Origin of the sequence: Escherichia sp. E10V10 (genome assembly GCF_004211985.1) — a bacterium.
Taxonomy (GTDB): domain Bacteria; phylum Pseudomonadota; class Gammaproteobacteria; order Enterobacterales; family Enterobacteriaceae; genus Escherichia.
Genome location: NZ_RHJO01000028.1, coordinates 1 through 25,419, shown reverse-complemented (window position 1 = coordinate 25,419; position 25,419 = coordinate 1). Strand labels below are relative to the sequence as shown.

Below are 25,419 nucleotides of genomic sequence, written 5' to 3'. Positions count from 1 at the left end.
AGGCGGAAAATGAGGCGGCTACACCACCAGAGCCACCGTATCCAGCGTTTCTATCGGTGCCGGACGCGAAAGAAACCAGCCTTGTGCGGCGAATGCGGGGGAATTCTGCACATCGCACCACTCCTCCTGCGTTTCCACGCCCTCGACAATCACCCCGCGACAATAGCGATTCATTAGATGTAAAAGCTGCGAAAAGAGCGTGCGGCCTTCCGGCGACTGGCGCAGCATCACAAACAGTTCGCGAGCGATTTTAATGTAGTCATAACGGACTTCACTTAGCGCGGAGAAATTTGCCATCCCGGTGCCAAAATCATCAAGCCATAACGGGCCAAATTCACACATCGAGGCAAAGGTTGAATCTTTCGGCAGGCGGATATGTTCTACCAGTTCAAAACGCAGCCAGGGAAGGCGGTCAATCTGACGCAAAATTTCCGGCTGCTGACGTAGGGCGAGAAGTGTCGGACCATCGATATTAACCGATGCCAGCAGGCCATGCTCAACAAAGAACACGGCTTTTTGCGCCAGCAAATCAATCTGTTCTTTCACCACATCCATACGATGTCTGATGGTGATTTCAGCAAAATAACGATCCGGCGGCAGTCGTTGCGAAGGATCCTCGGGATGGGTAACGACCGTTAATAGCTCTACGGCCATCAACCGACCGGATGTCTGGTAAATCGGTTGCCAGGTGTAAGCACGTTCACACTGCAACCAAAAGCGTCGTTCCTGCAAGCTTTCGATACTTGCTTCAGGATGGCTTATTCGCTGAATAACCTGCCTTATCATCGAAGATGTCCTGTGTTTAAAAGTGATGCTGCCCGGACTCGACAAATGTTATCGGCGCGCAACGCCAGAACTTTACCGCCCGAAGCGGCTAAATTTGCCCGTCCTGCGGCGAAATCTTCCAGGAATACGTTCTGGCTCAAAAAAATAATGGAACAGTGTTTTAATATAGTTGACCAACAAACCACCACAGCGCAAACTAACGCTAATTTTTTTACAGATCAGGTTCACGACTATGTCCAAAAAGATTGCCGTGATTGGCGAATGCATGATTGAGCTTTCCGAGAAAGGCGCAGACGTTAAGCGCGGTTTCGGCGGCGATACCCTGAACACCTCCGTCTACATCGCCCGTCAGGTCGATTCTGCGGCATTAACCGTTCATTACGTGACGGCGCTGGGAACGGACAGTTTTAGTCAGCAGATGTTGGACGCCTGGCACGGCGAGAACGTTGATACTTCCCTGACCCAACGGATGGAAAACCGCCTGCCGGGCCTTTACTACATTGAAACCGATGAAACTGGCGAACGTACGTTCTACTACTGGCGTAACGAAGCCGCGGCCAAATTCTGGCTGGAAAGCGAGCAGTCAGCGGCGATTTGCGCAGAGCTGGCGAAATTCGATTATCTCTACCTTAGCGGGATTAGCCTGGCGATTTTAAGCCCAACCAGCCGCGAAAAACTGCTTTCCCTGCTGCGCGAATGCCGCGCCAACGGCGGAAAAGTGGTTTTCGACAATAACTACCGTCCGCGCCTGTGGGCCAGTAAAGAAGAAACGCAGCAGGTGTATCAGCAAATGCTGGAATGCACGGATATCGCCTTCCTGACGCTGGACGACGAAGACGCGCTGTGGGGTCAACAACCGGTGGAAGACGTCATTGCGCGCACCCATAAAGCGGGCGTGAATGAAGTTGTGGTGAAACGCGGAGCAGATTCTTGCCTGGTGTCCATTGCTGGTGAAGGGTTAGTGGATGTTCCGGCGGTGAAACTGCCGAAAGAAAAAGTGATCGATACCACCGCAGCTGGCGACTCTTTCAGCGCCGGTTATCTGGCGGTACGTCTGACAGGCGGTAGTGCGGAAGATGCCGCGAAACGTGGACATTTGACTGCAAGTACCGTTATTCAGTATCGCGGCGCGATTATCCCGCGTGAAGCAATGCCGGAATAATGGTTTTTGACGGAGAACGGATAGATATTCGTTCTCCGTTAATAGTTACAGCGGTACACTATCAGCCTGTTGATAATCGCAATGCCGTAACAATATGCCATCTTGCAAAAGGATTTTTGCAGCTTCACTTCTTCTGATCGGCCTGGGCTACGGGCTGCATATTTTATTTACCCCTTCACAACCGCTTCGCTTTGATCAGCAAGTCTATATCTGGCAACGCGTCTGGACAGCAGAACATAACGAGGCACTAAAACGAAGCCGCCCACTTTTCTCTACGCTGCGCATACTTGGGATGCAATTTCACCCGCAAGAAGGCATCCGACACTTTACGGTTAATACTTCACTTATTAAGCAAGATGGGCGCCCGGTCTGGCTGGTCGCGCGACTCGATGGCCAGCTTACACGGTTTAATAACCAGCAAGTTATCCAGCATATTCAACAGACCCTACGTGAGTGGCAAAAGGCAGGGGTTACGCTTGCAGGTGTGGAAATTGATTATGACGCGCCAACAGCAAAATTGCCGGAATATCTGACACTTCTTAGTGCGTTACATCAGACGCTTCCTGCAAATATAAAACTTAGCGTTACCGCCCTACCCACCTGGCTTGAATCACCACATCTCGTCCGATTATTGCGCATTGCGGACACTTCGGTTTTACAAGTACATAACGTGCTTTCGCCCGAAAAAGGCCTGTTAGATGCCAGTCTGGCGCAGCGTTGGGTAAAGCAATATGCCAGACAAACCACGCATCCTTTTTTCATCGCATTGCCCGCTTACGGTTCTGCGCTCACCAGTGATAATCGCGTCGAGAGTGAAGCTCCGTTATACGTTGCCGAAGAGATGCGTGAATTAAGTGTGTCACCGCAAACCATTGCCGATTTCATTCAATATTTAGAACAGCAACCACCGCGTGGATTACAGGGGCTGGTATGGTTTCGGCTACCGTTAGCAGGCGATCGCCGCGCCTGGTCACTGACGACGCTGGAAGCCGTGATTCAGCATCAACCGCTGACCCCACGCTGGTCGTTAATTATTGCTCAACATGCAGACGAACAGCTTTTTGATCTGGCTATTAAAAACAGCGGAGAAATTGATGCGCCGTTGCCAAAAAAAATAATTCTGCCCAATGCAGATTGTCTATTCGCTGATGGAGCCAGCCACTATCAGGTGCAACCCGGGCCATCCAGCCTGAATTTTGTGAGAGGAAGCGCCAGGCAACTGCGCGCCGGAGAAAGCAGTCCGCTGGGATGGGCGCGCTGCAATCAAAGACTACAAGGAGAGTTTAATGTTACGCCATGAGATATCGCGGATTGCCAGCGTTGTGTTATTCACGCTCATTTGCGAGAACGCTTATGCTTGCGGGCCTTATGCGCCGAACTCACTTTTGCATGATCGACAACACACATTAACAGAAATGCCTAATGGCAGTTTCATATATGAAGCTCGACATTTAGTCGAACGCGATCCACGTTTACCTTTATGGCAGCCAGAGATCGAACCAAACGATTTAGAGGACTATTATCAGTACAGAGAAACGCAAAAGGATACCGATTATCAGCATTACACTCGCGAAAAACGTCTACAAGAGATAGCAGAGAAACTGAAGACAAAACTACCTACAGCAGAACGACTCTATTATCTGGGAGCCATAGACTTTTATCACTTCATCTATGACAGCCCCTGGTTCGATAAATTATTAGCCTTACCCAAAAGCGAACAAGGTGAATGGCGGCTGAAGGCAATGTATACCCAGGCCCGTAAAATATTCGATTCAGGTGAAAATGACGAGTTAGCTTATAATACTGGCGCGTATCATAGTGAGGAATCCATAAAGGGGATTAAACTTTATCAACAAATTATAGAAGAAGTTCGCAATGGTGAGCCAGACCCCGAACAACTCTCTCTCGCCAGCTTGGGGCAGTTAGGTTTTTACCGGCTGAATAAAGCAGATATGAATGGAGCCATCACATATTATGCGCAACAGGCTGCACAAGGTTCCCCCGTAGGTAAAATCTCATTACGCAGAATTGCACTGTATCTGACAAATGAAAAAAATTTCGCCCTTTTAGAAAATATTATTGATGATCCCATAGTTCAGAAACTGGTCATCGCAGAGCTTTTTATTCGTCACGACAGAGGGTATAGCCAGGATGGGTGCATTACCGAAAACAGTGAATATTTCTGCACAACACAACGTGAAAAATTGATCAACTTGTTGGTGAACCATCGGATAAAAGGATTTTCTTATAGCGATCGACTGGCCGCATTAGCTTATCGTAATGGTGATTACTCGTTAACGAAAGTCTTATTAGAGGATGCGCCAGAAAGCGGCCTCCGCGAATGGTTAAACGCAAAAATGGCGCTGCGTGAAGGTAATATTCCTTTAGCGACCCGCTATTATGCCAGTGCGGCAAAATTCTTCCCGGAAAATGAAACGTGGGGCAACCCGATGACAGAAAGTGATTACTACCACGGTAATGAGATCATTATGCCATCATGTCGTATTGCTGGCGAGCAAGCAATTCTGGCGTTGAAGCGCGATGATTACTTGCAAGCAATGACGCTGTTTTATAAAGGCAAAGATACTTATTGGGCAGATTTAGCTGATGTGGGGGAAAGTGTATTAACGTTACAGGAGTTAAAAACGTTTGTTGATAAAAATGTACCACCGCCCAGCCAACAGCTAAAACCCTTTAATTTGCAGTCATCTGAAAATGATTATGACAGAGAATATAGCGGTTACTTCGTTCCCCCAACGCTCATTCCAACTGACGTAAAATTACGTGCATTACTGGCCAGAAGGTTTATTCGCAATGGTCAATATCAGCAAGCCGTCAGCTACTTTGATATTCCAAATTACCGTAAAATGGCGCAGCAACTGGCAGATTTAATGGAAAAAAGCCAAAATAATAATATCAATAATCAGGAGCGCGCGCAGGCGCAATACGAGGCGGCAAGATTATTACGATATAATGGCATCGAACTCGTCGCCTATGAAATGTATCCCGACTATGCTATTACCAGCGGAGCATATTCCACACCTTATTCCTACACTAATGATAGCGGCTGGATAAGTGAGAAAGAAAACCGTCGTTTTGCTAATGCAGTACCTGACAAAAATAACCACTTCTTGCATTACCGCTGGCAGGCTGCGGAATGGGCCGGACAATCTGCCGATTTACTTCACCCCAAAACCCAGACATGGGCCGCCGTGTTATGCCATGCTGCAAGTTGGGTCAGATACCTTGATCCAGAAACCGGTGCATTAATTTATCAACGCTACGTGAAAAACGGTAAAGCTTTTGACTGGGCTGCACATTTTGGTCGTGATTGTCCTGAACCAGTGTTTAAGAAGGATCTGAAGAAATAACCTTACAGGGATGAGAAAGGCTCTCCTTACGGACTGGCGAAAACTGCTGACGCATATCATTCAGACTACGTTATTCATTACCGTTAATCCCGGCAGCGTAGAAGAAACGCTGCCGGGTTATTTATTACTGCGCGGGTGGAATATCCGAAACTTCAGGATGGACGTCATCCGTGGCAACAGATGTGGCGGCAGCCGCAGTCGATGGGGCCATGATTTGATCCCATGCGGCCTGCAACGCTTTCATGTTAAATTCCGGCTCACCTTTCGGCTGCAACAGAATTAACGCCATGTCGTTCGACAGTTGCTGACGCAAATCCTGATTTAACATTTCTACCGTCAGGCTGTTGAGGAAATCCTGACGCAGTTTCTGATATTGCTCCGGCGCGATATCGACAACCTGATTTTGCAACGAACGCATCCGCTGGCCCATCAGAATATCGGTATCGGCTCGCGCATAGGCGGCAAACAATTTCTGCAGTTCCAGTTTCTTTTGCGCCACCAGAGCGTTGAACTCTTCTTCCGGCAGACCTTTGTCACGAACTTTCGCCAGCTCACGCGCCACCAGATTAAGGTTGCTGTTCAGCTTGTCGTTTGGTGACTCGATGTTGATGGCACACTGCGCACGCAGATACAGCACACGACAGTCAAATCCAAGACCAATGTCTTTACTGTTACTGGCGCTTAATGCTTGCTGAACGTGCCAGAACAGCGCCTCACGGGCCAGGTCCGCACGCCAGTAGCGCAGCAGTGCGGCTGATTCACGAATCGGCTGCCACGGCGTATCCCACATGATGGATAACCGGTCCTGGCGTACCGCATCGGTCATAATACTCACCGCTTCCGCACGCAGAGGAGAAAGCGTCGGCACCGGAGCCGGTGTTTCACGTTTGCCTTTCAGTTCGCCAAACGTTTTGTTGATTTGGTCTACAACCGAGCGCGCATCAACGTTCCCCACCACCAGCAGCGTCATTGCATCCGGGGTGTACCATTTCTGGTAGAAGTCTTTAATCTTTTCTGCTTCAACGGGTTGTTTCAGCGGATCGGCAGGATCGTGACCTAACAAGGTTGATCCTTTCAGACGATAGCGCCACCAGCCTTCTTTGGTGTCGGCAGGCCAGGTTGCCACCATGTCCTGACTTTGCAGCGCGTGGTTGATGGTTTCTGGCGTGATAGTCAGTTTGCCACTGGCATTTGCCAGATAAGAGAGCGCCTCTTTCAGCAAGTCGTTGCGGTTATTTGGCAGACTAAGATTAAACAGCGTGGTGTCGTAAGAGACGATCACCGGCGGCATCGGGCGCTTAGGGTCGATCCCCTGTTGCCACAGTGAACGTGCCTGTGCAGCTTCAAGGCCACCGCTTTGCGTCAGCGCGATGCGGGGAATGGCATGACTATAACCGCTCTGTTGGGTACTTTCGGCGAGCGAACCGGTATTAACCAGCAGGCGAATTTCAACACGATCGCTGGGACGCTGGGGCGTGGTCAGCACTTGCCACTGTAAACCGTTGGAGAGCGTCCCCTGTTGCCATGCTGGATCAGGCTGGAGCGCATCTGCCTGCACATAGCCAGCAGTGGCCATCATCAGCAAACCGCCCGCTAAAAGTCGAATTTTTGTGCCCTGCATGTGAACCCCTGATCAACTATCCTGGTAATAAAAAACTGCCCGTTGTCGGTCAGTCTAAATGACATTAAAAACACTTCGTGTTAGACCGCAAGAATATGAAAATGTCACGGAAGAAGTGAAATAAACCTGAACTCACCCAGGTGGTAAGTTCAGGCACAGGGGGCAATTATGCGCAAACACCCGCACTCGGGGAAGGGAGTGCGGGCATAAGTGGTGAGATTAAGAGGATAATTCGTGCGTTTTGCCTTCCGGCGCACGATTATTCAGCACATCGTCCAGTTTTTTGTGGTCCAGTTCTTTAACCCACTTAGCGACCACGATGGTTGCTACACCGTTACCGACCAGGTTAGTCAGCGCACGAGCTTCCGACATGAAGCGGTCAATACCGAGGATCAGCGCCAGACCCGCCACCGGCAAATGGCCTACGGCTGAAAGCGTCGCCGCCAGCACGATAAAGCCACTGCCCGTTACCCCTGCCGCCCCTTTAGAAGAAAGCAGCAACACGATTAACAGCGTGATTTGGTGGACGATATCCATCTGACTGTTAGTGGCCTGGGCAATAAATACCGCCGCCATCGTCAGGTATATCGATGTGCCATCAAGGTTAAACGAGTAGCCTGTCGGGATGACCAACCCCACCACCGATTTCCGGCAGCCGAGTTTTTCCATCTTGTCGAGCATACGTGGCAGCGCCGATTCGGAAGACGATGTTCCCAACACAATCAGCAGTTCTTCACGAATGTAGCGGATAAATTTGAAGATACTGAAACCGGTCGCTTTAGCGATTGAACCCAGTACCAGCACCACAAACAGGATACAGGTGATGTAGAAGCAGATAATCAGCTGCCCCAGCTGCACCAGTGTTCCGACGCCGTATTTACCGATGGTAAATGCCATCGCCCCGAACGCCCCAATCGGTGCCAGGCGCATGATCATATTGATGATGCCGAAGATGACCTGCGAGAAACTTTCGATAACGTTAAAAATCAGCTGGCCTTTGCTGCCCAGACGGTGCAGCGCAAAACCAAACAGTACGGCAAACAGCAGCACCTGCAGGATGTTACCGCTGGCAAACGCGCCAATGACGCTCGCCGGGATGACATCCATAATGAAGGCGACAATGCCCTGGTCTTTCGCCTGCGCGGCGTAAACGGCTACCGCTTTCGCATCCAGACTCGCCGGATCGACGTTCATTCCAGCACCTGGCTGTACAACGTTAACGATAATAAGACCAATAATCAGCGCGATGGTACTGACTATCTCAAAGTAAAGCAGTGCGACTGCGCCGGTACGACCGACCGCCTTCATGCTTTCCATGCCCGCAATGCCAGTGACGACAGTACAAAAGATGACGGGAGCGATGATCATCTTAATGAGCTTAACGAACCCGTCGCCAAGCGGTTTCATTTGCTCGCCTATTTCAGGGTAGAAATGGCCAAGGAGAATACCAATGGCTATCGCTGTCAGGACCTGAAAGTAAAGGCTTTTAAACAGAGAGGTTTTCATAGGGTGTCCTTTAGTAAAACCACAGGTCTTGTAAGGTTATGGGGTACCTGCGGCCTTAAAATAACACCCAGACAACATCACAGAAATGTACCTGGATCATAATTGAAACAAAAATGTTAAAAAGTTTGAGCTGGCTCGCACAAACCAGCACTTTTTAAAGTTTTGTAATCAGTTTGGGGTAGCTATTTTTCTTCCAGGTAACTTTCTTCGAAGATTTCAATGGGAAGTGGACGTGCAAAAAGGAAGCCCTGGGCAATTCCAACGCCCGCCTTTGCCAACCAGTCACGTTGTGCTTCTGTCTCCACGCCTTCAGCAATGATTTGCAGATTCAGGCTTTTCGCCAACATGATAATCGCGGCAATCATGCTGCTATCTTCCGGTAACCCATCAATGAACATTTTGTCGATTTTCAAAACGTCCACCGGGAGAGATTTCATATGCTGCAACTGACGCAACCCTGAATAGCCCATACCGAAATCATCCAGCGCCACCTGTACTCCGGCGTTGCGCAGCGGACGAAGGATTGCCACCGCCGCGTGAGGGTCATCAATGCGTCGGCTTTCTGTCACTTCCAGAATCAGCGTTCCTGGCTGAACACGATAGCGCGTTAGCAGTTCCAGCATATCCGCCACCATATTCGGGTGCATCAGTTGCAGAGCTGAGATGTTCACCGATAATGGCAGCATAATGCCGCGCTCCTGCCAGGCGGCAAGCAGTCGGCATGACTCTTCCAGCACCCAGTGACCGACGGTAACCATCAGTCCACAAGACTCAATACGATCAATTAACCCATCCGGTAGGTCCCAACTCCCATCCGGTTGCTGGATACGCAATAACACTTCCGCGCTGACTAACTTGCCGCTGGTCATCTCAACTTGTGGTTGTAGCCAAATCGCAAATTGATGATTTTCAAGCGCATTAAGGATATCGCTCTCTTCCGTCAGCCGCTGTTGAGCGGCTTCCATCTGCTGCGGATCATAGAACTGAATCTGATTCTTCCCTTTATGACGCGCGGTAAACGCCGCAGAAATAGCACGACCATAAAGTTGTTCGGCGGTGATATCGCCATAGAACATCGCCACGCCGATGTTACAGTGTGGGCGCAGTTGAATGCGATCAATCGGCAAACGCTCACTCATGATAGTGAGTACTTGCTGACCTAAAGTAATCGCGTGCCACGGTTCCTGCACACCGTTGGCGATAACAGCGAAGTCATAGCCACTGACCTGCGCGAGAACCATGCGCGGCGACAGCACCGACTTGAGTTTTTCCACCAGCGTAAGTAGCAGGATTTCCCGCTGCGCCTCTTTCAGCACACCGGCGGTGTCGCGCAGGGTTTCGCAGGTGATAATCATCAGCGCAGTCGTCTGTTTACGCGTCACCACCTGTTCCAGCATCTCCATCAGCAGGGCTTTGTTTGGCAAGTCCGACACCGGAAAGCGCATCGCGTTTTCGATCTGCTCTTCATAATGGCGCTGCAACAGTTGCTGGTTAAGGTTATAACTGCGCACCAGCATGCCTATTTCATCGTCCTGATGCAGACGCGGCAGCGCCAGCTGATGGCCGATAATCTCTTGCGGTGGAATGGCGTTCAGCTCACGAGCAATATTGCGTAAAGGATGTAATATCAGTCGGTTAATACACCAGCTAATCGCCACTGTCAGGATGAGCGATAAAAGTAAGTAAATGGTCACTAACGTGGAGAGCGTACTCATCACGAACTTATACATGCGGAAGGAATCCGCCTGTAACACCAGATAGGCAATCGGTTGTGGGTTTGCCGGGCGCTCCAGCGAGTAGACGCCCAGCGAGATTTGCACCGGTAGTTCGAGCAGTCGGGTAACCATTACCGGCACCGGGCGTTCGGGAATAAAACTTTTACGCAGCGCCTGGAACTGGTTAGGCAGCACCACATCTGCGCGGCTGACCACGCCCGCAGGTTTGATGCTGGAGAGAATGGCCTCCGCCTGGGGAATATCCCCTTTGAGGATGGCTGAGGACAAGGGTTCGCGGACAGAACGAGCAATGCTTTCCAGTTGCGTAGCCGTGTTATAGCGATTCTGCTGTACCAGATGGAACAGCAAAACGGTGCAAAAAACAAAGACAAACACCAGAACAACGGCCGCCACCATTGCCATCTGCTTGATTGTTAACGAACGACTAACGCGCAAATTATCTCTCCCCCGGAAATCCCAGACTGCCGCCCGAGTATACCCGATCGCAGCGGCATTAAGAGAGGCGCTATCTGAAAACTTACCAGTCGGCGTAAGGTATCAGCGGCTGTGGCGGTAAATCCATATCGCCCTGCCATCCGGCGGCAGAATACCGTACGTAGAGCAGGAAATGGCTTGGCGCATAATCTTTCGCCTGTTGGATATCAATCGCCGTGCCGACAAACCAGTTGGATGTGACGCGTCGTTCAAGTAACGCTCGCGCCGTATAGCCAAAGCCCTGGCTGCTACCGCCACCATTGGTCTGGTCAGCGGCGTCGTCTTTCCAGTCATTCGGAATCAGGTTCATCAGCGGATAACGCGGCATGGTTTTAGTGCGCGAGTGCGACCATGAGCCAGACGCGCCCAGCTCCCATGACCAGTTTTCCGTGCGCTCACGCCACATCACCGGTACGGCAAACGACAGATACTCCTGCGGGCTGTAGTAGCCGCCCTGCCCAAGTGAGTACCCACTCAGGTCTTTGTCGTAATGCCAGATCATGTTGTTCAGGCCGATAGTGACGCGACGATTATTCTGGTTGATGACTTTATAGTAATAGCCCGTCATCCAGCGCACGCGCCAGTTATCTTCGACATTTTTGCCGGTTAACTGGTCACCGCTGAGTGATGCCCAGACGCCGTTTGCCTCGCCTTTATCATAGCTCAGACTTAACCCCACACCATCGGCACGTACGCCGCCCCATTTTTTCCCGGTATTGCTCGGAGAGTCTTTCTGTCCGCCGAAGGCAAGTAATGAACTGGAAATAGGTCGGCGATGGGCATTAACGGTGTAGCCAAGCGGCCCGATATCATCGCTGTAACTGACGCCGCCGACCACGTCCACGACGTTGAAGCCCATCGGCGTGGTGCCGATATCCCAACTCCAGACGTCATTTCGCCAGCCGACCGCCACGCTTGCGCCAGAATCCGACTGACTGCGATTGCCGCTACAGTCTTGTAACGTACAGGTCCCCCAGTTGTTGTCCCACGTGCCGTCGTCGTTGGTGGAGAAACTGCCGACATTCATATTGACGAAATCGCTGCGGAAGAACATTCGTCCGTCCGCATATGGCGCATCTACCTGCAACATGGTGGTGTGCGCTTTCAGATCGGAGTATCCGCCAGTGCCGCTCGATCCCCAGTAGTCGTGCTCCAGGGTGACGTTAAGATCCTGCTGACGATAGAGGTCCGCCGCATCGCTACGTACGCCGCGTTTCAGCCAGTCATCTTTCTCGTCGTTGCGGGTCAGTCGGGTAAAGGTGTCGTTATCCTGCGGACGCGTCATGGTCACACCGGATGCGACCATCGCGTCTTTGTAGGTTTCCAGCGCCTGCTTTGGATCGCCCGCCTGTGCTTCAAACTTCGCACCATCGCGCAGTACCATCGCGCTTTCCATCGACGGCGGCTGAGATTTTGCCTGCGGGATCAGCTTGTTAAATGTCTGCTGCGCCGCTGCGGTATCGCCAAGCTGCGCCTGCGCCAGCGCCACGCGCCGCTGTGTGTTCAGCGAGGCGTTATCGGTGGCGGGCAGTTTCGCCAGCTGGCTACGTGCCGCCGCTTTGTCACCAGCAGCGATATCCACTTCCGTCAGACCCAGGATGGCGTCGGCGTTAGTTGGCTCGCGCGTCAAAACGTTCTGATAAGCCGCGCGGGCGGCGGTGTAATCGCGCCGTTGCTGCGCCCAGTCGGCCAGGGTGAGATCAATGCGTGTGGAAGGTGGCTGCTGACGCAGCATCGCTTCCGCTTCGACTTCTTTGCCGCTTTCACGCAGGCGATTGGCTGTTTCCAGCACCTGATCGCTTTGCAGCCGGTTCACCAGTTCATGAATATTGCTGTTCCACTGCGCGCGCGGCAGGCTGTTGATATGCGCCAGTGCCGCCCGGTCCTGATCATGACCGGAGAGATACAGCCCGTAGGCGTAAACCTGCTCTGGGTCGTTCGGCTTCTGCTGCGCCAGATTGCGCATCAAAGTATCTGCCTGGCTGCGTTGTCCGGCCTGCCAGAGATCCTGCGAAAGTCGGTAAGTAATCCACACACTGCCGGGGTCCAGCGCCAGTCGCTGGCGCTGAAGTGCTGCTGCTTGCGCCCATTTGCCCTGTTTTTCCAGCGCTTCGGCCTGCTGTGACAAACGGTCGTTTTGCAGACTACGTTCAATATCGTCAACGCTGCGCCGCTGGCTGGCAGAGAGCGAGGCAATAAAGGCTTCAGCCTTTTCCGGCGATTGCTGGCGATAAAGATTCGCCAGACCGCGCACGGCGTTGGTGTTGCCGCTGTCCATCCGCAGCGTCTGCTGATAATAACGTTCAGCTGCGGGGTAATCTTTGCGCGCCATCGCCACATCACTCAGTCCCAGCACCGCATAGCTGTCAGTATTATCTACATTGCGCGCCTGCTGGAATAACCGTTCCGCCTGATCAGGATTGTTTGCTTTAAGCGCAGCATCGCCCTGCTGGATCGCCAGCCAATAACGGTTCACTTTCAGCAGGCTGTTCCACTTATCGTTGTTGCTGCTGTGCGGGTCCAGCGCGAGGGCTTTCTCCAGATTCACCACCGCATTGGCACGATCGCCTTTCTGGGAATACGCCTGGCCCAGCGCCCCCAGCGCTTCACTGTCTTTCGGGTTAGCACGCACCGCCAGTTGCAACTCAGGGATAGCTTTACCCGCCATGCCTGAATCCACCGCCGCTAAACCTTGCGCACGAGCGCGGAAAGCAGGATCGGCCAGTTGTTTTTGTTGTTCTGCCAGTTGCGATTGTGCAGCAGCCACGTTGTCGCCATCGCTAAATATTGAGAGATATTTTTTCAGCGCCTGCACGCTGGCATCGCTGACAGGCATGTCTTTAATCTGCCCGTACCAGATTTTAGAAGCACCATCACGACCGGCGTTAGATTTCGCCATCTGCTCCAGCACCGCAAAACCTTCGTCACGGCGATCGCTGCTAAACAGCAATAGTGCCAGATTGTTTTGCAGGCCCGTGTTGCCCGGCGTATCCGCATTGATGCGTTTTAGCTGATTAATCGCTTCGCCACGGCGAGCCGGAATTTTCGCCACGGTACTCCAGTACTCGACGGCAATGTCACCTTCCGGCGGCGCCCCGTTGAACAGTTTGTTGTAACCCGCCACGGCTTCTTCCGCATGCCCGGTGGTGGCCTGCAATCGTGCCTGTTGCAGTGCCTGGCGACCATCCGGCGTGGAAAGCAACATCGTGGTCCGCGACGATTTGTAAGCGTTCGAACTCGGCGCTAATTGCGACAATCGGTCGAGTTGTTTTTGCGCCCCATCAACATCACCCTGCCGTAACAGAGAGCGAAAACGGGCAGCAACGACGTCCGGGTTATTCGGATCAATAAGTTCCAGACGATACAGCGACTGCTGCACCAGGTCTTCGCGGTGAGTCGCTTCGCCAACTCGTACCTGCTCCAGTAACTGTTGCTGGGCGGTTGGCGCCGCCTCGACCATCGGCATCACAGCCAGACCGAGGGAAAGTGTGAGGATGTTTAGTGTGAATTTGCGCATTCCTGGCCCCAGTCAGGCAATAACTCACCTTTTGTCGAGAAGCGGAAACGGTGTTGATCCCAGCCTTGTCCGAACAGGGTCAGCACATAATTGTAATAGGCATCGCTGCCAGGAAAGTTATCTGCCACACGCTGGCGCTGTACAGCCTGCGCGTCACGGTCCTGAAGAAACGGCAACATAGCCGCAGAAAAACCTACCGGCCCTTGCCCCTGCGCTTTACCCGTAGCGACATCAACTTTCTCCGGCGGATAGCCGTTCTTCTCAGTAAATGTCGCCATCGGTTTAAAACGCGCTAACAGCCGTGCTTTTTGCGGATCAGTATCTGGCATCATGCCGACCCACATATAAACGCGAATGGCGTCATAGCTGCTGATCAGCGTTTTTTCAGCTTTCAGCTGCCAGCCTTTATCTTTTTCATAACGCACCCAGTCAGGCGAAAAACCTTTCGGGGCAGTTTCCAGCAGCAAACGTTGATTCGTTTCGCGCAGCGTAGTCCAGGGCGCGCCAAAGCGGGTGAAATACTGCGCCAGCGTCGGTGGTAGATAACTCGGGTTCAAACGCCAGGTGTTATTCTCGGCAAAGCCGACTTTTCCCGGTAACAGCATGGACCCCAGCCCCGGCACCGTCACCACTTCCTCTTGCGCAATGCGTTTTAACAATGCGCTGCCGATGTCGGTATAACGTTGCTCTTTCCACAATCGCCCCGCCTCAAGCAACGACCAGGCCATCCAGATATCACCATCAGAGGCCGAATTGCTGTCCAGCACTTCCCACTTACTGTTCTCTTTTTTGCCCCACAGCCAGGCAGGCAAATGTTCGTTTAAGGCCCCCTGAGCAAGATTGTTCTGGGTCCAGTCAAGTAGGTTGTCAAATGTCGCACGATCATTAGCCGCCAGGGCAAAGAACATGCCGTAGCTTTGCCCTTCAGAGGTGGTAATTTTGCGTGCATCACTGGGGTCAATGACGCGCCCTTCCTGACTGATGTAATCCTTTTTGAACTGCTCCCAGGCAGGCCAGTTGCAGGCTGCCTGAACACTGAAGGCAGCCAACAGCAGCATCGTCACGATCCCACTACGCAAAACTTTCATCATCGATTACTCATTATCCGGATTAAGACGACGACGGCTGATGATGCGCAGCAGACGCCACAGTACCCAGGCCAGCAGCACCACGCTGATTGCCGCCAGTATCGCCAGCAGAATCGGATGGTTCGCCAGTGCGTACCATAAACGTTCAAACCACGGTAGATGACCGACGTAATAGACGTCGCCAACGCGCAGGCTGTTAACACCGGACTCGCGAATCACCGCTACGGAACCAAACATAGTGGCGCGTTTACCACTGTCGTTCACCGCATCGTTGAGCATCTCATAACCGCGTGGACTATCCGCCAATAACGCAATTACGCTGCGCTGGTCGTTATACGGTGACTGGAAGCCAATCACCGCCGCCATCGCACCAGAAGAGGTCAGTGTGGACTGAGTTTCTGCTGCGCGGTCGTTTTCGTCAGGTACAATGCCGGGGAACGGAGTCTGGCGCATCGGCGTTTTCACCCAACTTTCGGTAGCCTGCACCAGCAGATCGATCTGCTTGTCATCTTTTAACTTGTCCGGGATACCGCCAATTATCATGATATCGGCGTCTTTCCCCTGAATGGTGCTGCCATCATCGGTCACCGTCAGGTTGATCGCCGGGAAGCCCGTCTGTGCACCAATAAAGCCCACCGTATTAAGCAGTGTTTCCATCTGCGCTTCGTTTGGTGTTTTTGGCATCACGGTAATGGTTTGCGACAAATCCGCCATCCGGCTGAACGGGAAGCCCGCATTAGCAAACGCGCGCAGATCCGGCATCGGGATGAAGTGGTAATACTTCGAGAAGTCGATGGTAGAGTCGTCACCAATCACGACGTGATTCTGCACCGGCTGGAAGGTAATACAGTTATCCACCGAACCACCCGGCATTGGGTTCATATACTCAAAATCGAAACGCAACTGGTTGGTCGCCCCCAGTTTCAGCGCCGGAATGGAGACATCGGTTTTACCATCCAGCAAACCTTGCAACACCGGGATCCGCAGCAGCAGGCGGTTCGCCTCCTGTTTACTGCTCAGGTTGAAAGATTGCAGGAACTGGTTGTTCAGGCTGATATCCATCCGCGAGCTGTCTTTCACCGGCGGCATGGTGTAGCGATAATTGATATCCATATCGATACCGGTGCTGCGCATCAGGTAGAGATCTGGCGGCAAGTTCAGCGAGATATTAATCGCTGCCGGCTCAAGCCCGCTGGACTGTAACTGTTCTTCATAGGTTTTCAGCTCACCAAAGGTGACCGGACGATCGGTTCGCACCCAGTTTGGCGCATCGTACGGTTTACGCGGTAGCAGCGGTTTCACTTCATTCACTACCACGCTTTCACCACGGAACAGAATGTTACCCTGAGCGATACCTTTCGCTGCCTGCAACAGGTCTTTGTCGTCACGACCAAACACCACCAGCAGTTTGACGTAAGGATTCTCCGGATGGTTGATCATCTCAATCACCGGGGCTTTTACTGCCGGATGATCGCGCAGGAAGTCCGGTCGCTTGTCATTGGTCGCAAAGACAATCGCATTGCGGTCCGGAAGCTGATTATAGAGTACCGGGAAGTTCTGTCCGCGCCAGCCAGAACGGGAACCAAACCACGACGCAACAATCGCCGAAGCCTGTTGCAGACCAACATCCGGCGCACCAGCAAAAACTATCGGCAACGTATTAGCTCGGTTATCCCTCGGGTCGAAAAACGGAATCGGGAAGTGCGACAGATCATTTTTCACATTCAGTGATTGATATGTCAGATCCAGTCCGCTACTGCGTCCGACATCCAGCCAGAGCGTTGTGCTGGCCGGGTTTTCACAGACATCCTGATAATGACCAACAAACTCCAGCCGCACGCGGTTGAAGTCGGTGATAAACAGCGGATTAATCGGCATTTGCGCCAACGTCTTTTTACCCAACTGCTCTTTGGTCACTGGCAGCACGCCCATCAACTCATCGTTCAGATAGACTTTCAACTGCGACTGTATCGGCAGCAGTGATGGCGACGGCGTATATTCAAGGTTAAGCATCGCCTTCGTCACCACTTCATCACTGCGCATACCAAACTCTATGCTGCCGTTCGGGTTAATGCCACGCAGTACCATGCTGCCCGGCGGCGGCGCGATTTGCGCAAAGGTCAGCTTCACATCGCGCGAAGGACCGTTCTGCGCCACGACTGGCGCATCCGCGCCCTGCACGCCTGGCATCACCTGTCCGACCCGCGGATTTTGCTCCGCCTGGGCGGGTACAGCTGGCTCAGCATTGATCAGTGGTTGCGTCGTCGGTGTCGCCTGCGTCATGAAAGAGGGGAACGCACTCATCCCCATAGCCACTGCACAAATCCAGAATAGTTTTCTTTTCATCGCGTTATCATCATTGTTGAGCCAAAGCCTGATCCGATGGTTGTACCGTTTCGCTCCGCTCCGGGCGACGCGGAATGAACGAAACAACCCAGGAAACCAGAGAAGTCAGCACACGGAAAATGCCCTTCACCGAAGAAGGCGCAAACTCCGCCAGGTGGCGGTAGCCACGGAAGCCGAGCTTCAAAATATCCAGCAGACTTTCCAGCGGCTTATCTTCCGGGTAGCTGTCCTGCCAGAGCGCCCATGTATCCGCACGGGCAAACGTACACTGCACAAAATCGATATGTTGCTGGGTAGTGAGCGGCATCAATTGCAGCCCCACTTCGTTACCCATCACGCGCGCAACCTGAGTCGGGAAGGCATACTCTTGCTGACCGCGTTTGAGCAGCAGATTCACTTTCTGTCCTTCCAGAATCTGCGCCTGACCGTTGATCTTGATCCCCAGGCCGCCGTCAGAGAAGTCCTGAACGGTGCAGGAGAAAAGATGCCCATCTTCCCGGGCAATCGCCGCTGGCATGGTCATCTCAACACGGTGTGAACGACGTACCTGCTTGCTTTCTACCGATACTGCTACTGCGCCGCCGAGAATAATCAGGTTGTAGAACACCCAAACCATACTAACGACCACGGTGAGCATTTCGGTCGGCGGGCCATAGAAGTAACGCCAGATGCCGACAGCAACACCGACCAGGTTGAGTAATACGAGGAAGATGTACGGTCGCGAGATCACCCAGTCGACGTACTCTTCCTCCACCAGACCACCTTTGGCGGTGACGTTAAATTTGCCTTTGTGCGGGTTAATCAGCGCCACCAGCGTCGGCGGAGCGATATACCAGGCGAGCACCGTCTCGTAGATTTCGCTCCAGAAGGAGTGGCGATATTTACCCTGAATCTTCGAGTTGGTCAGGCTGGCGTGAATCATATGCGGCAGCACAAACAGGGCGATCATCAACGCAGGCGCATAAATGATGTAGGCGTGCAGCAGCAGAAACGCCAGCGGCGCGGTCAGGAAGATCAGCCGTGGAATCCCCGACAAGAAGTGGAACATAGCGTTGACGTAGCACAGCCGTTGGGCGAATTTCAGCCCTTTACCGGTAAGCGGGTTATCAAGACGGAAGATTTGCACCATCCCGCGCGCCCAACGGATACGCTGCCCAATGTGCGCCGAAAGGCTTTCAGTCGCCAGCCCCGCCGCCTGGGGAATACGCATATAAGCGGAAGTGTAGCCACGACGGTGTAAACGCAGAGAAGTATGCGCATCTTCAGTAACGGTTTCGACCGCGATGCCGCCAATCTCGTCCAACGGCTTACGACGAATCACCGCACAGGAACCGCAGAAGAAAGTGGCATCCCACATGTCATTACCGTCCTGCACCAGACCGTAGAACAGCGTGCCTTCGTTCGGCGTTTTACGAAAACGCCCCAGGTTACGTTCGAACGGATCTGGTGAGAAGAAGTGGTGAGGCGTCTGCATCATCGCCAACTGCTTTTCTTTCAGGAACCAGCCCATGGTCATTTGCAGGAACGAGCGTGTGGGAACGTGGTCGCAGTCGAAAATCGACACGAACTCGCCTTTGGCATATTTCAGTGCATTGTTGATGTTGCCTGCTTTCGCATGCTCATGCGTCGTTCGGGCGATATATTTCACCCCAACGTTTTGCGCAAACTGGCGAAACTCTTCCCTGCCGCCGTCATCAAGGATCCAGATGTTGAGTTTGTCTTTCGGCCAGTCGATACCCAGCGAAGCATAAATGGTGTTTTTCACCACGCTGAGATCTTCGTTGTAGGTCGGTACAAAGATATCCACCGACGGCCATTGCGACATGTCTTTCGGCAGCGGTACTGGTTGACGATTCAGTGGCCATACCACCTGGAAGTAGCCGAGCACCAGCACAATCCACGCATAAGTTTCCGCAAATAGCAGGATTAAGCCACATACCAGGCTGACCGGATCATCCCAGTTCAACGTCGAGGTATATCGCCACCAGATATAGCGACACGAGACAGTCAGCGACAGCACAATCAACATCAACGCCGAGAAGCGCCCTGGCATACGCCGCACCATTAGCGCCACGCCCCACAGCAACATCAGGAAGATAAATTGTGACAACGGGTTAAAAGGCTGAGTGACGCAAATTAGCGCCAGAATCAGCGAGAAAGTCACAATGACGCCAAGAATAAAACGCCGTGCTCCGGCGCTCAGATGGCCCAGTTCTTTTTTCTCATCAAGATGTTGCGTATTCTGGCTGACACGCTCTGGCAGTTTGTCCATCCATTGATGGTAACGCCCACGGATATTCTGCAAGCCAGAAAATGCCCGCCAGCGTGGTTTTGGCGTCTCTCTGCGTGAAGCGCCGATCAACAACCAGCAAGTCTGAATGACATAGCGGACCGGATCCAACGGGCGCGGACGCGAAGCGTTGATATGTGGGTAAAGATTTTTATGTTCTGCGCGAATACGCTGCCAGCGCGGGTGTTCAAGCGGAATGAACACCCAGGCCAGGATCAGCCAAAAACAGCCAAGCGTCGCGCTGAAAGCCGATGCGCCGTGACGACGATAATCCCGATAACGCCCGATAAGACGCGCGTTGACCGGCGGGATAAGCAACCACCGGGTCAAGATACTCATGACGCGCTCCCGACTGGCTTTTTCAGACCGGAATAGTTCAACAGGCACCAGTTTGCCAGCGTCAGAACTTCCTCCGCCGCCAGCGCATCACTGCGGTATTCACCTAACGGCTGTTTCGCCGCCAGGCATTCAGCCATTGCTTCATCGCGATGAATCAACATTGGCAGTAACCGGCGCTGGCTTTGCAACCACAACTGGTAAATATCTTCCTGAACCTGGCTGCCAATGCGGAAATCATTAATCAATATATGCGCGCCAGCAGGCAGTGCTTGCTGATGCAGCCGAATATGGCAGTTAGCATCCACTTTAACGATTGCCAGCGAGTGATCGCACAGGCTCAGGATTTGATGCGTTATCTGCGAGGCGTCGCGCGGTAAGTCGATCAAAATCCATTGATAACGCCCACTGGCTTGCAGCTGCTGCAAGCCTTCGCAAATTGCACTCAACTGAGTTTGCCAGTGCTGGGGATTCTCTTGCTCTTCAATGGTTAACTGACCAAAAGGCAGCAGATCGAGCTGTGAGGTATAGCGCATCCCGGCATCTCGCCAGTCCTGACCATCCAGTATGGCTCTGGCCCAACCCTGACGATGGGTAAAATCAACGTTGAACGACAAGCGCAACAAATTGTCCGGGCAGGCATCAACCACCAGGACATTTTCTCCCAACATTTGCAATGCCCAGGCCAACGCGGCGGTGATGGTTGTTGTACCCACACCTCCCCGCACCCCCTGTAATCCCAGTACGGCCATTCACTACTCCCCTACTTCTGTTGCGCAAACTCAGCCAACAATGGCCAGCGTTTTAACGCCGCTGCTAACTGCTCACGCTGAGAAATATCGGCATAATCGATATCAGGCAGTGAAAACGCCTGCTTTAACGCCAAAATATCATTCTGAAAGATATAGCCTATCGCGGGATCAGGCAGAGTATCCTGTTCGTTGTTATTCATTATGCTTAATCTCGATAAAATATACCCGCCACGCATCAGTCAATTCTAATCGACAGAATTTTGCCCGTATAATGCCAGACGGCAATACGTAATCCGTTCATTTTTTAACTTTCATGTACGCAACTAACGAAAGTAAAAAACGAAAAGACTGATATCATAAGGCTTCCAGCCTGCTAAATTGATTCACATGCTAAATCTGATAAGTTTTAATTTCAATGGTAGGTTTATTTCTTAGCTTTCGCTAGTAAACTGATAATCAGACAAAATGGTGACTTGAGGGACGTTGTGGACCCTGTATTCTCTATCGGTATCTCATCTTTGTGGGATGAGTTGCGGCATATGCCAGCAGGCGGCGTCTGGTGGTTTAACGTCGATCGTCAAGAAGATGCTATCAGCCTTGTGAATCAAACGATGGCTTCTCAAGCTGAAACCGCGAAAGTCGCGGTCATTAGCATGGATAACGATCCCGAAAAAACCTTCAAATTAGATGATTCTCACGGACCGGAAAAAATAAAATTATTTTCAATGCTAAATCATGAAAAGGGGCTATACTATTTGCCCCGTGATTTACAATGTTCTATTGATCCCGAAAATTATCTTTTCATTCTTGTTTGTGCCAATAATGCATGGCAAAACATTCCAACTGAGCGGCTTCGTTCATGGCTGGATAAAATGAACAAGTGGAGCAGATTATACCATTGCTCACTGCTGGTAATTAATCCAGGAAATAATAACGATAAACAATTTTCATTGTTGCTGGAGGAATACCGCTCACTTTTTGGGCTTGCCAGTTTGCGTTTTCAGGGCGATCAACATCTGCTGGATATCGCCTTCTGGTGCAACGAAAAAGGGGTTAGCGCCCGTCAGCAACTCATCGTTCAGCAGCAAGAGGGTATCTGGACGTTAGTTCAGCGTGAAGAAGCGGAGATCCAACCACGCAGCGATGAAAAACGCATTCTTAGCAATATTGCTGTGCTGGAAGGCGCCCCCCCTTTATCAGAACACTGGCAACTGTTCGACAACAACGAAACTCTGTTCAATGAAGCCCGGACTGCACAGGCTGCAACCGTCGTTTTCTCTTTACAGCAAAATGGGCAAATTGAACCACTGGCCCGCAGCATTCATACCCTGCGTCGCCAGCGTGGTAGTGCGATGAAGATCCTCGTGCGGGAAAATACCGCCAGCCTGCGCGCCACGGATGAACGCCTGCTACTGGCCTGTGGCGCTAACATGGTTATTCCCTGGAACGCCCCGCTCTCCCGCTGTCTGACGATGATTGAAAGCGTGCAAGGGCAGAAGTTCAGCCGCTATGTTCCGGAAGATATCACTACCCTGCTATCCATGACCCAGCCGCTGAAACTACGCGGTTTCCAAAAATGGGATGTGTTCTGTGAGGCGGTCAACAATATGATGAATAACACGTTGTTGCCTGCGCATGGCAAAGGCGTGCTGGTCGCTTTACGCCCAGTACCGGGCATCCGCGTTGAGCAAGCCCTGACGCTGTGCCGTCCAAATCGCACTGGCGACATTATGACCGTTGGTGGAAATCGACTGGTCCTGTTCCTCTCATTCTGCAGGATCAACGATCTGGACACTGCGTTGAATCACATTTTCCCGTTACCTACTGGCGACATTTTCTCTAACCGCATGGTCTGGTTTGAAGATGACCAAATCAGCGCTGAACTGGTGCAAATGCGTTTACTTGCCCCGGAACAATGGGGAGTGCCACTGCCTTTAACTCAGGCCTCCATGCCGGTAATCAATGCCGAGCATGATGGGCGTAACTGGCGACGAATACCGGAACCGCTGCGACTGTTGAGTGATCCTGTGGAGCATTCATCATGATGACCATCAGCGATATCATTGAAATCATTGTCGTTTGTGCGCTTGTTTTTTTCCCGCTGGGCTATCTGGCGCGCCATTCCCTACGGCGCATTCGTGACACCCTGCGTTTGTTATTTGCGAAACCTCGTTATGTAAAACCGGCCGGTACGTTACGCCGTGCAGAAAAAGCCAGGGCTACCAAAAAATGACTCAATTTACCCAAAATACCGCTATGCCTTCTTCACTCTGGCAATACTGGCGCGGCCTTTCTGGCTGGAACTTTTATTTTCTGGTTAAGTTCGGCCTGTTGTGGGCGGGCTACCTTAACTTCCATCCGCTACTCAATCTGGTATTTGCCGCGTTCCTGCTGATGCCGATTCCGCGCTACAGCCTGCATCGCCTGCGCCACTGGATCGCCCTGCCAATCGGCTTTGCCCTCTTCTGGCATGATACCTGGCTACCTGGCCCGGAAAGTATTATGAGCCAGGGGTCACAAGTGGCAGGCTTTAGTCCCGATTATTTAATCGATCTGGTCACGCGCTTTATTAACTGGCAGATGATTGGTGCTGTCTTTGTTTTGTTAGTGGCCTGGTTATTCTTGTCGCAATGGATTCGCATCACCGTTTTTGTGGTCGCCATTCTGGTATGGCTGAACGTACTTACGCTGGCTGGTCCAAGTTTCTCCCTGTGGCCAGCCGGTCAACCGACCACCACGGTAACAACGACGGGCGGTAACGCTGCGGCAACAGTCGCGGCAACCGGCGGCACGCCAGTAGTTGGAGATATGCCAGCACAAACTGCACCACCGACAACCGCAAACCTCAATGCCTGGCTGAATAATTTCTATAACGCCGAGGCGAAACGTAAATCGACCTTCCCATCCGCGCTGCCAGCGGATGCGCAGCCATTTGAGCTTCTGGTGATTAATATCTGTTCGCTTTCATGGTCGGATATTGAAGCTGCCGGATTAATGTCACATCCGTTGTGGTCGCATTTTGATATTGAGTTCAAGAATTTCAACTCTGCAACCTCATACAGCGGTCCGGCGGCGATTCGTTTGCTGCGCGCCAGTTGCGGTCAGCCATCGCACACCAATCTGTATCAACCAGCAAATAATGACTGCTATCTGTTCGATAACTTGTCAAAACTGGGCTTTACCCAGCACCTGATGATGGGACATAACGGCCAGTTTGGCGGCTTTCTGAAAGAAGTTCGCGAAAACGGCGGTATGCAGACCGAATTGATGGATCAAACAAATCTGCCGGTTATTTTACTGGGCTTTGATGGTTCGCCAGTTTATGACGATACTGCCGTGCTTAACCGCTGGCTGGACGTTACCGAAAAAGATAAAAACAGCCGTAGCGCCACGTTCTACAACACGCTTCCACTGCATGACGGCAACCATTATCCGGGCGTCAGCAAAACAGCGGATTACAAAGCGCGAGCGCAGAAGTTCTTTGATGAACTGGACGCCTTCTTTACTGAACTGGAGAAATCGGGTCGTAAAGTGATGGTCGTCGTAGTACCGGAACACGGTGGCGCGTTGAAAGGTGACAGAATGCAAGTTTCTGGTTTGCGTGATATCCCCAGCCCGGCAATCACTGATGTACCGGTTGGCGTGAAATTCTTCGGTATGAAAACACCACATCAGGGCGCGCCAATTGTCATCGACCAACCAAGCAGCTTCCTGGCAATCTCTGACCTGGTGGTTCGCGTTCTCGATGGCAAGATTTTCACCGAAGACAATGTTGACTGGAAAAAACTCACTAGTGGATTACCACAGACTGCGCCTGTTTCCGAGAACTCGAATGCGGTGGTCATTCAATATCAAAATAAACCGTATGTTCGCCTGAACGGTGGCGACTGGGTGCCTTATCCGCAGTAATTACAAAAAAGGCCGCAGAGTTTCACCCCTGCGGCCTGGTCCGGGCGCAAATTGCCATTACGGCAGCCTGACGCCCGCATGACACGTTACTTCCGCTTATTCAGCCAGCTCACGATCAGGCTGGCAAGAATGCCAGCAATGACCGGAGCCGCTAAATCGTGCCAGAAGGCCATGCTCAACTCTGCGAGCGTCATATAGCCGCCTCTGTTGTAATGACAACATTTCGCGGCTATCCTTGAGTTGTTGATGTTCAAGAATGGCCCCCGTCATATTGTCAGGTGTACACCTGCAACGTGCGGGGGTTTTCTCTCTCCAGCAACCAATGCCACCGGGGATAAAGCCCCCGCAACATTGCGCCTCACCGGAATCCTTCCGGCTTGCCGCTGATTCTACGATTGTTTTTCTGTTCCGGAATCCGTCAATTCTTCACTCTGTGCTGCGCATTCCGCAGAATATTATCCGCTTGCAACCGTTACATTTTTCTTACGAAAAAGGCCGCAGAGTTTCCCCCTGCGGCCTGGTCCG

General features: G+C 52.1%; 17 protein-coding genes. 6 read left to right on the top strand and 11 right to left on the bottom strand.

Going from position 1 to position 25,419, the window contains the following annotated elements:
* Positions 1-18: 18 nt before the first annotated feature.
* Entirely contained in the window at positions 19-786 is a 768-nt protein-coding gene (gene pdeH, locus D9736_RS20570; RefSeq protein WP_130222959.1) for a cyclic-guanylate-specific phosphodiesterase, read from the bottom strand.
* A gap of 232 nt (positions 787-1,018) precedes the next feature.
* Here pdeH and kdgK point away from each other — a divergent pair, with 232 nt between their 5' ends.
* The 3 genes from kdgK to D9736_RS20555 all read left to right on the top strand — a co-directional run bounded on the left by kdgK (position 1,019) and on the right by D9736_RS20555 (position 5,319).
* Positions 1,019-1,948: a 2-dehydro-3-deoxygluconokinase gene (gene kdgK / locus D9736_RS20565; protein ID WP_130259066.1), complete on the top strand. Its 930-nt coding sequence runs from the start codon at positions 1,019-1,021 to the stop codon at positions 1,946-1,948.
* A gap of 94 nt (positions 1,949-2,042) precedes the next feature.
* Positions 2,043-3,248, top strand: a complete 1,206-nt coding sequence (locus D9736_RS20560) for a DUF3142 domain-containing protein (protein WP_130259065.1) — start codon at positions 2,043-2,045, stop codon at positions 3,246-3,248.
* Positions 3,235-5,319 (top strand): hypothetical protein, encoded by a 2,085-nt coding sequence (locus tag D9736_RS20555; RefSeq protein WP_130259064.1) that lies wholly within the window; start codon positions 3,235-3,237, stop codon positions 5,317-5,319. Before D9736_RS20560 ends, D9736_RS20555 begins: the two co-directional genes overlap by 14 nt.
* A 124-nt stretch (positions 5,320-5,443) precedes the next feature.
* Here the strand turns inward: D9736_RS20555 and D9736_RS20550 are convergent, their stop codons facing one another.
* From D9736_RS20550 to bcsR, 9 genes are all read right to left on the bottom strand, one after another.
* Positions 5,444-6,940: a pitrilysin family protein gene (locus D9736_RS20550; protein ID WP_130216298.1), complete on the bottom strand. Its 1,497-nt coding sequence runs from the start codon at positions 6,938-6,940 to the stop codon at positions 5,444-5,446.
* A gap of 219 nt (positions 6,941-7,159) precedes the next feature.
* The gene (gene dctA, locus D9736_RS20545) at positions 7,160-8,446 is read right to left on the bottom strand and encodes a C4-dicarboxylate transporter DctC (protein WP_130216296.1); all 1,287 of its coding nucleotides are present in this window, start codon (positions 8,444-8,446) and stop codon (positions 7,160-7,162) included.
* A 182-nt stretch (positions 8,447-8,628) separates the two neighbouring features.
* The gene (gene hmsP, locus D9736_RS20540; RefSeq protein ID WP_130210114.1) at positions 8,629-10,617 is read right to left on the bottom strand and encodes a biofilm formation regulator HmsP; all 1,989 of its coding nucleotides are present in this window, start codon (positions 10,615-10,617) and stop codon (positions 8,629-8,631) included.
* 82 nt (positions 10,618-10,699) lie between these two features.
* Positions 10,700-14,173 carry a cellulose synthase complex outer membrane protein BcsC gene (gene bcsC, locus D9736_RS20535; protein ID WP_130259063.1) on the bottom strand — a complete coding sequence of 1,158 codons (3,474 nt, stop codon included), beginning with the start codon at positions 14,171-14,173 and terminating at the stop codon, positions 10,700-10,702.
* The gene (gene bcsZ / locus D9736_RS20530) at positions 14,155-15,261 is read right to left on the bottom strand and encodes a cellulose synthase complex periplasmic endoglucanase BcsZ (RefSeq protein ID WP_130259069.1); all 1,107 of its coding nucleotides are present in this window, start codon (positions 15,259-15,261) and stop codon (positions 14,155-14,157) included. The genes bcsC and bcsZ overlap by 19 nt, the downstream gene beginning before the upstream one ends.
* 6 nt (positions 15,262-15,267) lie before the next feature.
* Complete coding sequence (bcsB, locus tag D9736_RS20525) at positions 15,268-17,607, bottom strand: cellulose biosynthesis cyclic di-GMP-binding regulatory protein BcsB (protein WP_130216292.1); 2,340 nt, start codon at positions 17,605-17,607, stop codon at positions 15,268-15,270.
* Positions 17,608-17,617: 10 nt separating this feature from the next.
* On the bottom strand, positions 17,618-20,236 hold the full coding sequence (gene bcsA, locus D9736_RS20520) for a UDP-forming cellulose synthase catalytic subunit (RefSeq protein ID WP_130210108.1): 2,619 nt from the start codon (positions 20,234-20,236) through the stop codon (positions 17,618-17,620).
* Complete coding sequence (bcsQ, locus tag D9736_RS20515) at positions 20,233-20,985, bottom strand: cellulose biosynthesis protein BcsQ (RefSeq protein WP_130259062.1); 753 nt, start codon at positions 20,983-20,985, stop codon at positions 20,233-20,235. Before bcsQ ends, bcsA begins: the two co-directional genes overlap by 4 nt.
* A gap of 11 nt (positions 20,986-20,996) precedes the next feature.
* Entirely contained in the window at positions 20,997-21,185 is a 189-nt protein-coding gene (gene bcsR, locus D9736_RS20510; RefSeq protein WP_064527810.1) for a cellulose biosynthesis protein BcsR, read from the bottom strand.
* Positions 21,186-21,458: 273 nt separating this feature from the next.
* On the opposite strand from bcsR, the gene bcsE reads away from it, so the two are divergent.
* From bcsE to bcsG, 3 genes are read left to right on the top strand one after another with little or no spacing between them, the layout of a single operon-like run.
* Positions 21,459-23,030: a cellulose biosynthesis c-di-GMP-binding protein BcsE gene (gene bcsE, locus D9736_RS20505; RefSeq protein WP_130210104.1), complete on the top strand. Its 1,572-nt coding sequence runs from the start codon at positions 21,459-21,461 to the stop codon at positions 23,028-23,030.
* A complete protein-coding gene (gene bcsF, locus D9736_RS20500) occupies positions 23,027-23,218 on the top strand; it encodes a cellulose biosynthesis protein BcsF (RefSeq protein ID WP_130216286.1) in 192 nt (63 codons plus the stop codon). The genes bcsE and bcsF overlap by 4 nt, the downstream gene beginning before the upstream one ends.
* Positions 23,215-24,894, top strand: coding sequence for a cellulose biosynthesis protein BcsG (bcsG, locus tag D9736_RS20495; RefSeq protein ID WP_130210100.1), 1,680 nt, complete (start codon positions 23,215-23,217; stop codon positions 24,892-24,894). Before bcsF ends, bcsG begins: the two co-directional genes overlap by 4 nt.
* A gap of 86 nt (positions 24,895-24,980) precedes the next feature.
* Here bcsG and D9736_RS20490 read toward each other — a convergent pair whose 3' ends face one another.
* Complete coding sequence (locus D9736_RS20490) at positions 24,981-25,088, bottom strand: type I toxin-antitoxin system toxin Ldr family protein (RefSeq protein ID WP_074399497.1); 108 nt, start codon at positions 25,086-25,088, stop codon at positions 24,981-24,983.
* Positions 25,089-25,419: the final 331 nt, after the last annotated feature.

What these genes read in the sequence shown, in the direction of transcription:
- bcsF (WP_130216286.1), top strand. Translation starts at nt 23,027, where the DNA reads ATGATGACCATCAGCGATATCATTGAAATCATTGTCGTTTGTGCGCTT.
- bcsZ (WP_130259069.1), bottom strand. Translation starts at nt 15,261, where the DNA reads ATGAAAGTTTTGCGTAGTGGGATCGTGACGATGCTGCTGTTGGCTGCC.
- bcsR (WP_064527810.1), bottom strand. Translation starts at nt 21,185, where the DNA reads ATGAATAACAACGAACAGGATACTCTGCCTGATCCCGCGATAGGCTAT.
- bcsC (WP_130259063.1), bottom strand. Translation starts at nt 14,173, where the DNA reads ATGCGCAAATTCACACTAAACATCCTCACACTTTCCCTCGGTCTGGCT.
- D9736_RS20550 (WP_130216298.1), bottom strand. Translation starts at nt 6,940, where the DNA reads ATGCAGGGCACAAAAATTCGACTTTTAGCGGGCGGTTTGCTGATGATG.
- bcsQ (WP_130259062.1), bottom strand. Translation starts at nt 20,985, where the DNA reads ATGGCCGTACTGGGATTACAGGGGGTGCGGGGAGGTGTGGGTACAACA.
- bcsB (WP_130216292.1), bottom strand. Translation starts at nt 17,607, where the DNA reads ATGAAAAGAAAACTATTCTGGATTTGTGCAGTGGCTATGGGGATGAGT.
- D9736_RS20555 (WP_130259064.1), top strand. Translation starts at nt 3,235, where the DNA reads ATGTTACGCCATGAGATATCGCGGATTGCCAGCGTTGTGTTATTCACG.
- D9736_RS20490 (WP_074399497.1), bottom strand. Translation starts at nt 25,088, where the DNA reads ATGACGCTCGCAGAGTTGAGCATGGCCTTCTGGCACGATTTAGCGGCT.
- pdeH (WP_130222959.1), bottom strand. Translation starts at nt 786, where the DNA reads ATGATAAGGCAGGTTATTCAGCGAATAAGCCATCCTGAAGCAAGTATC.
- kdgK (WP_130259066.1), top strand. Translation starts at nt 1,019, where the DNA reads ATGTCCAAAAAGATTGCCGTGATTGGCGAATGCATGATTGAGCTTTCC.
- D9736_RS20560 (WP_130259065.1), top strand. Translation starts at nt 2,043, where the DNA reads ATGCCATCTTGCAAAAGGATTTTTGCAGCTTCACTTCTTCTGATCGGC.
- bcsA (WP_130210108.1), bottom strand. Translation starts at nt 20,236, where the DNA reads ATGAGTATCTTGACCCGGTGGTTGCTTATCCCGCCGGTCAACGCGCGT.
- dctA (WP_130216296.1), bottom strand. Translation starts at nt 8,446, where the DNA reads ATGAAAACCTCTCTGTTTAAAAGCCTTTACTTTCAGGTCCTGACAGCG.
- bcsG (WP_130210100.1), top strand. Translation starts at nt 23,215, where the DNA reads ATGACTCAATTTACCCAAAATACCGCTATGCCTTCTTCACTCTGGCAA.